Annotated in this window: 9 protein-coding genes; 4 read left to right on the forward strand and 5 right to left on the reverse strand. The window is 72.8% G+C overall.

The window, feature by feature from the left end:
• Positions 1–2 precede the first annotated feature (2 nt).
• Complete coding sequence (locus tag OF819_RS21720) at positions 3–809, reverse strand: site-2 protease family protein (RefSeq protein WP_267245283.1); 807 nt, start codon at positions 807–809, stop codon at positions 3–5.
• A gap of 219 nt (positions 810–1,028) precedes the next feature.
• On the opposite strand from OF819_RS21720, the gene OF819_RS21725 reads away from it, so the two are divergent.
• Positions 1,029–5,195, forward strand: coding sequence for a BTAD domain-containing putative transcriptional regulator (locus tag OF819_RS21725; RefSeq protein WP_267245284.1), 4,167 nt, complete (start codon positions 1,029–1,031; stop codon positions 5,193–5,195).
• Positions 5,196–5,248: 53 nt separating this feature from the next.
• Here OF819_RS21725 and OF819_RS21730 read toward each other — a convergent pair whose 3' ends face one another.
• From OF819_RS21730 to panB, 3 genes are all read right to left on the reverse strand, one after another.
• Entirely contained in the window at positions 5,249–6,061 is an 813-nt protein-coding gene (locus OF819_RS21730) for an ABC transporter permease (protein ID WP_267245285.1), read from the reverse strand.
• Positions 6,058–7,098: an ATP-binding cassette domain-containing protein gene (locus tag OF819_RS21735; protein WP_267245286.1), complete on the reverse strand. Its 1,041-nt coding sequence runs from the start codon at positions 7,096–7,098 to the stop codon at positions 6,058–6,060. The genes OF819_RS21730 and OF819_RS21735 overlap by 4 nt, the downstream gene beginning before the upstream one ends.
• Before the next feature lie 282 nt (positions 7,099–7,380).
• The gene (gene panB, locus OF819_RS21740) at positions 7,381–8,256 is read right to left on the reverse strand and encodes a 3-methyl-2-oxobutanoate hydroxymethyltransferase (protein WP_267245287.1); all 876 of its coding nucleotides are present in this window, start codon (positions 8,254–8,256) and stop codon (positions 7,381–7,383) included.
• Positions 8,257–8,399: 143 nt separating this feature from the next.
• Between panB and OF819_RS21745 the strand changes: the two genes are divergently transcribed.
• The 3 genes from OF819_RS21745 to OF819_RS21755 all read left to right on the forward strand — a co-directional run bounded on the left by OF819_RS21745 (position 8,400) and on the right by OF819_RS21755 (position 11,996).
• Complete coding sequence (locus OF819_RS21745) at positions 8,400–9,977, forward strand: MFS transporter (RefSeq protein ID WP_267245288.1); 1,578 nt, start codon at positions 8,400–8,402, stop codon at positions 9,975–9,977.
• 109 nt (positions 9,978–10,086) lie between these two features.
• Complete coding sequence (locus OF819_RS21750) at positions 10,087–10,755, forward strand: TetR/AcrR family transcriptional regulator (RefSeq protein ID WP_267245289.1); 669 nt, start codon at positions 10,087–10,089, stop codon at positions 10,753–10,755.
• 215 nt (positions 10,756–10,970) lie between these two features.
• A complete protein-coding gene (locus OF819_RS21755; RefSeq protein ID WP_267245290.1) occupies positions 10,971–11,996 on the forward strand; it encodes an endonuclease/exonuclease/phosphatase family protein in 1,026 nt (341 codons plus the stop codon).
• A gap of 114 nt (positions 11,997–12,110) precedes the next feature.
• Here OF819_RS21755 and OF819_RS21760 read toward each other — a convergent pair whose 3' ends face one another.
• Positions 12,111–13,871, reverse strand: coding sequence for an NAD+ synthase (locus tag OF819_RS21760; RefSeq protein ID WP_267245291.1), 1,761 nt, complete (start codon positions 13,869–13,871; stop codon positions 12,111–12,113).
• Positions 13,872–13,937: the final 66 nt, after the last annotated feature.

The raw sequence follows: 13,937 nt of genomic DNA on the forward strand, positions 1-13,937 counted from the left end.
CGTCAGCCGGCCAGCTGCTCGCACAGCGGGTTCGCGTCCTGCCAGAAGCGGAAGTACTGATACCCGCAGTAGGCGTCGTTCTGGCCGACGCCCAGACCGTCCAGCAGCGCGTACACCGCGTCAAAAAACGCGTTGTTGACCTCCGGGACGAAGAACAGCAGCACGAACACAAAGATCAGTCCGAACGGCGCGAACGGCTCCACCTGCCGGCGGACCTTGTACGAGAGCCAGGGCTCCAGCACCCCGTAGCCGTCCAGGCCCGGCACCGGCAGGAAGTTGAGGATCGCGGCCGTGACCTGGAGCAGCGCCAGGAACGCCAGCGCGAAGCGGAAGACGGCCGGCACCCCGTCCAGGGCGTCCAGCCAGAACGGCGCGGTGCACACGATCGCGAACAGCACATTCGTCAGCGGACCCGCGGCCGAGATCAGACTGTGCTTCCAGCGGCCCCGGATGCGGCCGCGCTCGATGAAGACCGCGCCGCCCGGCAGACCGATGCCGCCCATGATCACAAAGACCACGGGGAGCACGATGCTCAGCAGCGGATGCGTGTACTTCAGCGGGTCGAGGGTCAGATAGCCCTTCGCGCCGATGGTGATGTCGCCGCTGTGGTGCGCGGTGCGCGCGTGCGCGTACTCGTGCAGACAGAGCGAGACGACCCACGCGGACGTCACGAACAGGAACACCGCAAGCCCGGCGCTCGCGGCGAAGTCCGTCCACACCGCCCAGCCCGTCACCGCCATCACGGCGACGATCCCGAGGAAGACCGGACTGATCTTCCACTCGCTGTGGCGGGTCGCGGCGGTGCTCATGGGCTTCGGCTCCCGGAAGTCGGACGTGCGTGCGGCTGCGCCGCGTCGTGTGCGGCTGAGATATGGCGATACGGCGGCGGTACGGCTGTCGTGTGCGGCAGACCGTACCGGCAGGGAGTGGAACGTCCCGGGCCGGGGTGCGGGTTCCGTACCCCGGCCCGGCGGGGCGCGGCGGATACTCGCGCGCGCTCACATCCGCCCGGCGGACACAATGGCCTGGTGCATTACCTCGTACTCGGCCCGACCCAGGCACTCCACGACGACGGCACACCCGTCACGCTCGGCGGCGCACGGCTGCGGGCGCTGCTGGCCGCGCTCGCGCTGCGGCCGGGGCGCGCCGTCCCGGTGGGCGTCCTGGTCGACGAGGTCTGGGACGGGGAACCGCCCGCGGACGCGGTCGGCGCGGTGCAGGCGCTGGTGGGGCGGTTGCGCAGGGCCTTGGGAAGGGCCGCGGTGGCCTCCGCGGAGGGGGGCGGGTACCGGCTGTGCGCGGAGCGCGACGCGGTGGATCTGCACCGGTTCGACCGGCTCGCGGGCGAGGGGTCGCGGGCGCTGGCCGACGGCGACGCCGTCAAGGCGGCGGCGCTGCTCGACGAGGCGCTCACGCTGTGGCGCGGCCCGGTGCTGGCGGATCTGCCGGGCCGGCTCGCCGAGGCCGCCCGCTGGGAGACGCGGCGGCTCGACGCCCGCCGCTCCCGGCTGACCGCGCTGCTCGCCCTCGGCGGCCGGGCGGAGGAGGCCCTCGCGGAGCTGGCGGAGCTGTGCGCGGCGCATCCGCTCGACGAACGGCTCCAGGAGCTGCGGCTCAGGGCGCTGCGGGACGCGGGCCGCACCGCGCAGGCGCTCGCTGCGTACGAGGAGGTCCGCGGCACGCTCGCCGACCGCCTGGGCACGGACCCGGGCCCCGGCCTGCGGGCGCTGCACGAGGAGCTGCTGCGCCCGTACCCGTACGAGACGCCGGGCGGCTCCGCGGCGGGGCCCGGCCCCGGCGTCGGCCCGGCGGGCGGCCCGGAAGGGATGACCTGGGCCGATGCGGTCGGCACGGCCAGTGCCCGAGCGGGGGAAGCCGGGCACACTCCCCGGCACGGGCACGGGCACGGGCACGGATACGGGCACGGGCACGCGCCGCCCGTTGACAGCACCGCTTCCACAGCCGACGCCACGGCGCCGGAAACCGGCCGCCTGGCCCAGTCCGGGCCCGCCGGCCCGGCCGTCGTCCCTCCCCTGACCGGGACGGCGGGCGGCGTCGCCGACCGTTCGGCCGTCCCTGGCACGCCGCCGCCCGGCAATCTGCGCGCCCGGCTCAACAGCTTCGTGGGACGCGAGCCCGAACTGCGGGCCATCGGGCAGGATCTGGCCCGCACCCGGCTCGTCACGCTCGTGGGGGCGGGCGGCGCGGGCAAGACGCGGCTGTCGCAGGAAGCGGCAGAGCGGGCCGCGGCGGCGGGGCCGGACCAGCCGTGGCCGGACGGCGTCTGGCTCGCCGAACTCGCGCCCGTGGACGGCCCGGAGTCCGTTCCGGAGGCGGTCCTCAGCGCGCTCGGGGCGCGCGAGACCGTGCTGTGGGGCGCGGGCGCGGACGAACTCCGGGCGGGCGGCGAGAGGCAGAGCGGCGACGCCTTCGTACGACTCGCCGAACACTGCGCGCGGCGGCGCATGCTGCTGCTCCTGGACAACTGCGAGCATGTCATCGACGCGGCGGCCGCGCTCGCCGAGCGGCTGCTCCAGCGCTGCCCGGGGCTCACAGTCCTGGCGACCAGCCGGGAACCGCTCGGCGTGCCGGGCGAGTTGGTGCGTCCGGTGGACCCGCTGCCGGACCCGATGGCGCTGCGCCTGCTCGCGGAACGCGGCGCGGCCGCGCGGCCCGGCTTCCGCATCGACGCGGACGAGGCGACCAACGCGGCGGCAGCCGAGATCTGCCGCCGCCTCGACGGGCTGCCCCTGGCGATCGAACTCGCCGCGGCGCGGCTGCGGATGCTCACGGCCCGCCAGATAGCCGACCGCCTCGACGACCGGTTCCGGCTGCTGACGAACGGCGCGCGCACGGTGCTGCCGCGCCAGCAGACGCTCCGCGCGGTCGTCGACTGGTCCTGGGACCTCCTCGACGCCCCGGAACGCGCGGTGCTGCGCCGGCTGTCGGTCTTCGCCGGGGGCTGCGACCTCTCCGCGGCTGAATCGGTGTGCCGGGACACGGCCCGTGACGACCGGCTGCCGGGCGCCGGGCAGCCGGCAGGCGGGCAGCCGCGGGAAGAGCGGGCCCCGTACGGGAACGCCGAGCACCGCCCCGACGGATGCGACGATGTGGACCGTGCCGACCTGACCGGCCCGCCTTCCGGCATCCGCCCCGCTGATTCCCCCGGGCCTGCCGCTGACCCGACCCACGCCTGCCGGGCCGGCGGCGCGGGCCTCGCCCACCCCTCCCGCACTGCCGGGCCGAGTTCCGCAGGCCGCCCCGCCGAGGCCCCCGGGCCCGCCGGTGGCGCGACCCGAGCCCGCCCGGGTGCTGACGCGGATCTTGCCAGCCCCTCCGGCAGCCGGCCGGCCGAGGCGCCGGTCGCCGAATGCCCCGGGTCGACCGGGGACGTGGCCGCGGGTCCCGCCCGCCCCGGTGCGTACGACGGGCCGTCCGGGCCTCAACGCCCCGCCGTGCACGGCCGGGGGCCTGACCCGGAGCGCTCCGGCGCGGCGACCGCCGCGGGCGCGCGGGCCGCGGCCCCCGTCCACTCCGGGTGGCACGCAGTGCCGGACGGGCCCGGTGTGCGGGAGGCCGACGTCGCCGGGGTTCTGGGGGCGCTTGTCGACAAGTCGCTGGTCGTCGCCGTGCCCGGCTCGGACGGGGAGATGCGGTACCGGCTGCTGGAGACCGTCGCGGAGTACGCGGGCGAGCGGCTCGACGAGGCCGGGGAGCGGGTCGCCGCCGAGCGGCGGCATCTGGTGCACTACCGGGAGCTGGCCCGTACCCTCGACCCCCGGCTGCGCGGCGGCGGGCAGCGCGCCGCGCTGGACCGGCTGCAGCTGGAGCACGAGAACCTGCGGACCGCGCTGCGTCACGCGGTCGCCGCCCGCGACGAGCACGAGGGGCTCAGCCTGGTGCTGTCCCTCGCCTGGTACTGGCAGCTGAGGGATCTGCGCAGCGACGCCCGGCACTGGACGGACGCCGTCTCCGCTCTGGGGCCGGACCCGTTCGCGCCGCCGGTCGTGCCCGCCCCGCCGCTGACGGAGCGCTGCACGGACGCCCCTCCGCCGCTGCGGCCGGAGCTGCTGGCGGAGGCGCGCCGGCAGATCCGGCTGGTGCGGATGGTCAATATGGACCACGCGGTCGAGGAGTGGATGACCCCGGAGCGCCGCCGCTGGCTGGACGCCGTGGCCGGAACGTACCACCCCGGTCTTCCGCAGGCGTGCCGCTTCCCCGCCTCGCTGTGGCTCTTCGCGGTGCTCATCGCCGGAGACGGCGAGCGCGTGCTGGAGATCCTGGACACGACCGTCCGCACCGCGGAGCAGGCGGGCTACGACTGGGAGTTGGCGGCCGTGCTCCAGGTGCGGGCCAACGCGCTGGCCAACCGCACTCTGTGGGCGGGCGACGCCCGCCGCGACGCCGACCGCAGCCTGGAGATCTTCGAGCGGCTCGGTGACGCCTGGGGTGCGGCCGAGGCGCTCTCCGCCCGCGGCGAGGCCCAGGAGCGCAGCGGCGCGTACGAAGCCGCGGCGGCCGACTACCGCCGGGCGATCGACCGCGCCGCCGTCCTCGGGGCACGAGGACAGGTCGCGCTGCTGCGGGCCAGACTCGCCGGGGTGCTTGACGAGTTGGGCCGCGGGGCGGAGGCCGAGACGATTCTGCACGAGGTGATCGCCTCCGGTCCGGAGAGCGGCAGGGAGGGCCCGCTCGCCGCCCGGCTGATCCTCGCCCTCCGGCTCACCAGGACGGGTCGCACCGTCGAGGCGCGCAGTCATCTCGAAGTGCTGCTGGACGACTTCCGCACCGAGACGCTTGCCGTGTTCGAGGGGCTGGCTCATGGAGTGCTCGCCTGTGTGGAGGTGCTGGACGGCGAGTTCGACGCGGCTCTGGCCCGCTGCCGCCGCGCGCTGGAGCTCGGCTCCACCCCGCTGTCGATGATGGTCGCCCCGCAGCTCTCGGCGTCCACGGTGCTCACCGCGGCCCGTGCGCTGACCGGGCTGGGCGGCGAGGGGCGGGCGCTGCGGGCGGCCCGGCTCATCGGCATGCATGACAGCCTGTTGCCGCCCGGCCACTTCGCCACCTCCTTCGAGCGGGAGAACAGGCGGCTGGCGGAGGAGTCCACACGTGCCGTGCTCGGGGGCGAGGCGTTCGAGGCGGCGCGCGCCGAGGGCGGCGGCCTCAGCGTCGAGGAGGCCGCCGCCCTGCTCTGAGCCGTACTGAACGCTGAGCCGTACGGAACGCAGGAGCCGTACGGGCGGCGCTGTCAGCTCTTCTTGCGGAACCGGGCCACCGCGAGCGGCGCCGTTATCACCGTGATCGCCGCGGCCCAGCCGAGCGTCATCCACACCGAGTGGGCGACCGGCCCTCCGTTGATCAGGTTCCGGGCGGCGTCCGCGAGGTTGGAGAGCGGGTTGTACTCGGTGAAGGTCTCCAGCCAGCCCGGCATGGACGCCGGCGGGGTGAAGATCGACGACCCGAACTGCAACGGCATCAGCACGAGCATGGCGATCCCCTGCACCGCCTGCGCGGTCTTCATGGCGATCCCGAGCAGAATGAAAATCCACATCAGGGATGCGCCGAACACCATGGACAGTCCGACCGCGGCGAGCAGTTCGAACACCGAGGTCTTGATCTCCAGGCCGACGAGAAAGCCGATGCCGAGCAGAATCGCCGTGGCGACAAGCATCCGGCCCATCTCCACCACGATCTTGGCGATCAGCACGGAGGGCCGGGCGATCGGCATGGTCCGGAAGCGGTCCATGACGCCCTTGCGGAAGTCCTCGTTCATTCCGGTGCCGACGGCCATGGCGACGTTCAGGCCCATCATGGCCATCAGCCCGGGGATCACATAGTTGACGTACTCGTCACGTCCGCCGCCGATGAACGCGCCGACCGATCCACCGAAGACATAGACGAACAGCAGTGTGAAGACGATCGGCATCAGCAGCGCATCGATCATGGACTGCGGATCGGCCTTGATCTGCAGGGCGTTGCGGCGTACCAGCGCCCCGATGTGCCGGAGGTTGGCCCGCAGTCCGATGCGGCCCTCCGCGGCGGTGACGGCGACGGCGCTCATACGGCGGCCTCCTCGTGCTCCTCGTGCTGCTGGCGCTGCTCGGGCTGGCGGTGCTGCTCGGGCGCGCTCTTCTGTCCGGTGATCGCCAGGAACACCTCGTCGAGACTCGGCAGATGCGTGCCGATGTGTGCGAGGGCGAAGCCCCGCGCCCCCAGCAGGCCCACCACGGCGGTCAGTTGCTCATCGCTGAGGATCGGCACATAGAGCTGCCCCTCCTCCGGCACGGTGCGCGCGCCCCCGACGCCGTCCAGCCCCGCCTCGGCGATCGCCGCCGCCATGGCGGTCAGCTGCGCCGGATCGCCCGGCCGCAGCTGCAGGGTGCGCCCGCCGACCTTGGCCTTCAGCTCGTCCACCCGGCCGCCTGCGATGACCCGGCCCCGGTCGATGACCGTCAGCTCATGGGCGAGCTGCTCGGCCTCCTCCATGTACTGGGTGGTGAGCAGCACCGTCACACCGTCGGCGACCATGCTCCGCACCTCGTCCCAGACCTCGTTGCGGGTACGCGGGTCGAGGCCGGTGGTGGGCTCGTCGAGATACAGCACCGCCGGGCGGCCGGTCATCGAGGCGGCCAGATCCAGCCTGCGGCGCATGCCGCCCGAGTACTGCATCGCGGGACGGCCCGCGGCTTCCGTGAGCGCGAACCGCTCCAGCATCTCGTCGGCCCGCCGGCGCGCATCCTTGCGGGAAAGGTCGAGCAGCCGGCCGATCATGTAGAGGTTCTCCCAGCCGGAGAGCTTCTCGTCCACCGAGGCGTACTGCCCGGTCAGTCCGATGACCCGGCGCAGCTGCCGGGGCTGGCTCAGCACGTCGTACCCGGCGACCCTCGCCGTGCCCGCGTCGGGCTCCACCAGGGTGGACAGGCAGCGTACGAGCGTGGTCTTGCCCGCGCCGTTGGGTCCCAGCACCCCGAGGACCGTGCCTTCCCGGACGTCGAGGTCCACCCCGTCCAGCGCCTTGGTCTCGCCGTAGTGCTTGACCAGCCCCCGCACCTCGACGGCGGGCTGGCCGTGTCGGGGGGCGTCGTCGATTCGGTTCATGCGGCCACGCTGTCAGCCGCCGCCGACAGACCGCCGACAGATGACCGACACCCCGCCGACACCAGACCTCGCAAGGCAGCGCCCGTACCCCATGGGCGAGTGAGCCGAAGGGGTGCGCGGGTGTCGAAAGGGAGATCACGCGCAGGTCCCGAGGGACGAGGGAGCGAGCATGTTCGACCGTCGACACACGCTGAAGCACCCCGGAGGCAAACCGAGCCACAGAAAACACGACAGCCCGCCGATGGGGGATGTCGGCGGGCTGTCGGTCGTGCCGGCAGTGGCTCAGTGGAAGGTGTGCTCCTCCTGGGGGAACGTTCCTCCGGCGACGTCCTCGGCGAAGGCCCTCGCCGCGTCGCCCAGGGTCTGGCGCAGCTGGGCGTACTGCTTGGTGAAGCGCGGCACCTTGCCGCCCGTCAGGCCGGCCATGTCGGTCCACACCAGGACCTGGGCGTCGGTGTCGGGGCCTGCTCCGATGCCGATGGTCGGGATGTGCAGCGAGCGGGTGACCTCCGCGGCGAGCTCCGCGGGCACCAGCTCCAGGACGACCGCGAACGCCCCGGCGTCCTGCGCCGCCTTGGCGTCGCTGAGCAGCCGGTGCGCGGCCTCGTCGCTGCGGCCCTGGACCCGGTAGCCCATCGTGTTCACGGACTGCGGGGTCAGGCCCAGATGCGACATGACCGGGATGCCGGACTGGACGATCAGCTCGGTCTGGGCCAGGGAGCGCTCGCCGCCCTCCAGCTTGACCGCGCCCACGCCTGCTTCCTTGACCAGGCGGGTCGCGCTGCGCAGGGCCTGGACGGGGCCTTCCTGGTACGAGCCGAAGGGCAGGTCTCCGACGACGAGGGCGCGCCGGGTGCCGCGTACGACGGCGGCGGACAGCAGCGTCATCTCGTCCATGGTGACGGGCACGGTGGTGTCGTAGCCCAGGTGGCAGTTGCCCATCGAGTCGCCGACGAGCATCACCGGGATTCCGGCTTCGTCGAACACGGACGCGGTCATCGCGTCGTAGGCGGTCAGCATGGGCCATTTCTCGCCGCGCTCCTTGGCGGCGGCGATGTCGTGCACGGTGATGCGGCGGTTGCTCTTTCCTCCGTACAGCGCCTTGCTGCTGTCGGCGGAGCGTCCCGCAGGCGGCTTCTGGGCAGCCTGAAGCGTCATGGCCAATCGGCTCCTTCGTCATCTCGAGGCGCCCTGACGGCGTCCCCGGACCGCCTCCCATGGTGGCACTTCGTGCCGCGCGGGGAAAGAGGACTACTTCTTTACGAGACGCGCCCGTATCGAAAATCGCTTAGGGTGGGCCCATGTCCCGCGCCCCCGAAGCCGTGCACCGCCGCCGCTGGGCCATCCTCGCCGTCCTGATGTTCAGCCTGCTGATCGTGGTGCTGGACAACTCGATCCTGAACGTCGCCGTCAAGACCATCGCCAGTCCGCCGCCCACGGGCATCGGCGCCAGCCAGAGCGAGCTGGAGTGGGCGATCAACTCGTACACGCTGGTCTTCGCCGGGCTGCTGTTCACCGCGGGGCTGCTCGGCGACCGCGTCGGCCGCAAGAAGGTGCTGCTCTTCGGCATCCTCGTCTTCGGCGGCGGCTCCGCGCTCGCCGCGCTGTCGGGCTCCCCGGGCGAGCTGATCGCCTACCGGGCCGTGATGGGCTTCGGCGCGGCGTTCGTGATGCCGGCCACCCTGGCCGTCCTGATGAACGTCTTCGAGCGGGAGGAGCAGCCCAAGGCCATAGGGATCTGGGCGGGCGGCGTGGGGCTCGGCATCGCGATCGGCCCGGTCACCGGCGGACTGCTGCTTGAGCACTTCTGGTGGGGTTCGATCTTCCTGGTCAACGTCCCTGTCGCGGTCGTCGCGCTGCTCGCCATGACGCTGCTGGTGCCCGACTCCAAGGACCCCTCCCCGGGCCGCACCGATCCCGTGGGCGTCGCCCTGTCCGTCGTCGGTCTGGTGCTGCTGGTGTACGGGATCATCCGCGGCGGCGAGCTGGCCGACTTCACCGCGCCCTCCGTGCTGCTGCCGCTGTTCGCGGGGCTCGCGGTGCTCACCGGGTTCGTGCTGCATGAGAGGCGCAGCGACCATCCGGCCCTCGACATGGCGTACTTCACAAATCCCGCCTTCTCCGCGGCCGTCGCCGCGATCGCGCTGGTCTTCTTCGCGCTGCTGGGCGTGACGTTCTTCTCCGCCTTCTATCTGCAGAGCGTGCGCGGCTACAGCGCCCTGCAGGCCGGGCTGCTGATCCTGCCGCTCGCCGTCGCACAGATGGTCTTCGCACCGCGCGCCCGGCTGGTCGTCGCCCGCTTCGGGGCGCGGGCCGTGTGCACCGGCGGCATGCTGCTGGTCGCCGCGGCGCTCGCCGCCTTCACGCTCTACGACGCCGACACCCCCGTCTGGGCGCTGGGGGCGGTCTTCTTCGTCCAGGGCGCGGGCATGGCGCACATCATGCCGCCGGTCACCGTGTCCGTGATGCAGTCGCTGCCCCGTGAGAAGGCGGGCTCCGGCTCCGCGGTGAACAACACCTTCCGCCAGGTCGGCGGCGCGCTGGGGGTCGCCGTGCTGGGCTCGCTGCTGTCCGCCGCGTACCGGGGAGAGATCGAGGGCCATCTCCAGGGCGTCCCGAGCGGGATGCGGCAGGCTGCGGGCGAGTCGATCGAGGCCACGCTCGCCGTCGCCGAGAAGCTCGGCCCGGCCGGCCAGGCGCTGGTCGGCCCGGCGCATACGGCCTTTCTGGACGCCATGCACCTCACGGCGCTCTGCTCCGCGGCCGTGGCGCTGCTCGGCGCGGCCGTGGTGGCGCGTTTTCTGCCGTCCCGGCCCGCGGGGGCGGACGGGGATCCCGAGCGGGAGGACGGGGAACAGGAACCGGCCGCCGCCCGCTGAGCCCGGCCGCCGGGCCATGGAGGCGGACCGTGGAGGCGGGCGGGAAGCGGTGGAGGTCGGCGAGAATGAGCGGCGCGAGGAGATTTGCGCGAGAGGCGGATGAGCGGACGTGCCCCTGACGGAGCGGGAGCCGGTACGGGAGCCGGCGCGGCAGCCGGAGTGGGAGCCCGGACAGCCGGCGGCGCGGCGGCGCGCGGCGCGGCGCGGGCGGCCCCGCAGCGAGGCGGTCGAGCGCGCCATCGTCGACGGCGTGGTGCGCCTCCTCGAAGAGGGCGTGCCCGTCTCGGAGCTGTCGATCGAGCGGATCGCGCGCACCGCGGGCGTCGGCAAGGCCACCGTGTACCGCCGCTGGGACGGCAAGGAGGCCCTGCTCGTCGACGTCGTGCGCTCCATGGAGCCCGCCGACCCGCCGCTGCCTGGGACGTCCGTACGCGACGATCTGGTCGCGATGGTCGAGACGCTGCGGCGGCGCGGGCTGGCCAAGCGGTCCTCCGCCCTGCTGCACAACGTGTTCGCGCAGATGCGGAGCTATCCGCAGCTCTGGGACATGTACCACCGCACCGTCGTGCTGCCGCGCCGTGAGCGGATGGACGAGGTGCTGCGCCGCGGCATCGCGAGCGGCGAGATCCGCGACGACGTCGACTTCGACCTGCTGGGCGATCTGTTCGTGGGGCCGATGCTGGTGCGCACCGTGCTGCGGCCGGAGGCCGCTCCGGGCGAGGGCAGTGCGGAGCGTATCGTCGACGCGGTGCTCCAGGGTCTGCGCCCGCCCGCTTAGGCTCTGTCGCACACGGGACGCACTGCCGACCGGTATGTGCGCGTTCTGTCACACCCGCCCCATCAGCCCCAGCGCCAGGAACCCCGCGTCCTGCCCCGTCGTCCTCGAAACCGTAAGCAGCACAAGAAGCCGCTGTCGTCGCGCGGGTCGCCTAGGGTCATCGGGCGAGACCGGACGAGACAGCGGTGTGACGGCAAGGCAGTGAGGAAAACTCCATGGCGCAGGCAGAAGTGACGGAGACTGGGAACGGCGGCGCGGCTGACCGGCGCACCGGATCCCGGGTCCGGGACCTGCTGGAGCGACTGCGCCATGACAGAGGTCTCTGGCGGCGCGGCGTCTTTCTCGCCGCCGTCGCCGTGCTGCTGGCGCTGACGATGACTCTGCACGCCCAGATCCCCAACCGGATCGGCAATCTGGGCAGTCTGACGGAGACGTTCCTGCCGTGGCTGGGGGTGCTCATCCCGGTCATCCTCGCCGCGGCGCTCTGGCGGCGCTCGGCCACGGCGCTGATCGCCCTGATGCTGCCCGCCGTCGTCTGGGCCAATCTCTTCGGCGGGCTGCTGGCAGACAAGGCCGCGGCCTCCGGCGGGGAGCTGACGGTCGCCACCCACAATGTGAACGCGGGCAATCCCGACCCGGCGGGCACCGCGAAGCAGGTCGCAACATCGGGCGCGGACGTGCTGGCGCTCCAGGAGCTGCCGGTGGGCAAGGTTCCCGAGTATGAGCGGGCGCTCGCCGGGACCTACAAGTACCACCATGTGCGGGGCACGGTCGGGGTGTGGAGCAAGTACCCCCTCACCGACGCCCGGCGCGTCGACATCCGCCTGGGCTGGGACCGCGCGCTGCGGGCCACCGTGGCGACGCCCCAGGGGCCGGTCGCGGTGTATGTGGCCCATCTGCCGTCCGTGCGCGTCAAGCTGAACGCCGGCTTCACGGCCAATCAGCGTGACGCAAGCGCGGAGGCCCTCGGCGAGGCCATCGCCCAGGAGCCGCTCGACCGGGTGGTGCTCCTCGGCGACCTCAACGGCACCATGAACGACCGCGCCCTGCGGAACGTCACCTCCCAGATGCGCTCCACCCAGGGAGCGGCGGGCGACGGCTTCGGCTTCAGCTGGCCCGCGTCGTTCCCGATGGCGCGCATCGACCAGATCATGGTCAGGGGGGTGGAGCCGGTGGCGTCCTGGACGCTGCCGCGCACGGACAGCGACCATCTGCCGATCGCGGCGCGCGTCGACCTCTGACGTGACGTGAAGACGCGAAGACGTGAAGGGGCCCGCCGCACGGTGTGCGGCGGGCCCCTTCACGCTGGGACCGACCACGCGGCCCTGCTCAGCCGGACCGCTCAGCGGGACCGCTCAGCGGGAGGCCGTCTCCCGCCAGCGGTTGGTGATCGGCAGCCGGCGGTCCTTGCCGAAGACCTTGGCCGAGATCTTGGTGCCCGGCGGATACTGGCGGCGCTTGTACTCGGCCGTGTCGACCATGCGCAGCGTCTTCGCCACCAGCTCCTCGTCGAAACCGGCCGCCACGATCTCGTCCTTGCCCTGGTCGCGGTCGACGTACAGCTCCAGGATCCGGTCCAGCACGTCGTAGTCCGGCAGCGAGTCGGTGTCGACCTGTCCGGGGCGCAGCTCGGCGCTCGGCGGCTTGACGATCGACGCCTCGGGGATGGGCGGGGTCTGGCCCCGCTCCTCGGCGGCGCGGTTGCGCCAGCGCGCCAGCCGGAAGACGGATGTCTTGTAGACGTCCTTGATGGGCCCGTAGGCGCCGACGGAGTCGCCGTACAGCGTCGAATAGCCCACCGCCAGCTCGGACTTGTTGCCCGGCGCGAGCACGATATGGCCCTCCTGATTGGAGATCGCCATCAGCATGGTGCCGCGCAGCCGGGACTGGAGGTTCTCCTCAGCGAGGCCCGTGAGCCCGAGCGACCCCATATAGGCGTCGAACATCGGCTCGATCGGTACGGTGCGAAAGTTGAGCCCGGTACGGCGGGCGAGTTCCGCGGCGTCGCCCTTGGAGTGGTCGGACGAGTACTTGGACGGCATCGACACGCCGTAGACGTTCTGCGCGCCCAGCGCATCGCAGGCGAGGGCGGCGACCAGGGCGGAGTCGATGCCGCCGGACAGGCCGATGAGGACGGAGCGGAAGCCGTTCTTGGCGGCGTAGGCGCGCAGACCGACGACGAGGGCGGAGTAGACCTCCTCGTCGTCGTCGAGCCGCTCCGCGTAGCCCCCGGTCAGCTCGGGCTCGTACGCGGGCAGCGGCTCCCCGGAGAGGACGGCCCGGTCGATGCGCAGCCCGTCGTCCACGACGCCGCTCACCGGCTCGGCGGAGGCGGCGGGCAGGTCCAGGTCCAGGATCACGCTGCCCTCGGCGAACTGCGGGGCTCGGGCCACCACATCGCCCGCGGCGTCGACGACGATCGAGTCGCCGTCGAAGACCAGCTCGTCCTGGCCGCCGATCATGGCGACATAGGCGGTGGTGCAGCCCGCCTCCTGGGCCCGCTTGCGGACCAGCTCCAGACGGGTGTCGTCCTTGTTCTGCTCGTACGGCGAGGCGTTGATCGACACCAGCAGCCCGGCGCCGGCGGAGCGGGCGGCCGGGACGCGGCCGCCGTCCTGCCACAGGTCCTCGCAGATCGCGAGCGCCACGTCGACGCCGTGGACCCGGATGACGGGCATCGTGTCACCCGGCACGAAGTACCGGAACTCGTCGAAGACGCCGTAGTTGGGCAGATGGTGCTTGGCGAAGCTGAGCGCCACCTCGCCGCGGTGCAGCACGGCGGCGGCGTTCTGCGGCGCGCCCGCGGGCTGGCCGTAGCGCGGCTGGGCCCGCTCCGAGCGGTCCAGATACCCGACGATCACCGGCAGCTCCCCGAACCCCTCGTCCGCGAGCCGCGCGGCGAGCGCCCGCAGCGCGGCCCGCGATGCCTCCACGAAGGAGGGGCGCAGGGCCAGGTCCTCGACGGGGTATCCGGTCAGCGCCATCTCGGGGAACGCGACGAGATGCGCGCCCTGCCCGGCGGCGTGCCGGGTCCAGTGCACGATCGATTCGGCGTTGCCGGCGAGGTCGCCGACGGTCGAGTCGATCTGATTCAGAGCGAGGCGAAGTTGAGGCACGGGTCTCAGTGTAATCGTCAGACCGACGCGATATGCCGGCCGGAGGGTGTGGCCCGCCCCACGGCC

Origin of the sequence: Streptomyces sp. PR69 (assembly GCF_026420845.1) — a bacterium.
Classification (GTDB): domain Bacteria; phylum Actinomycetota; class Actinomycetes; order Streptomycetales; family Streptomycetaceae; genus Streptomyces.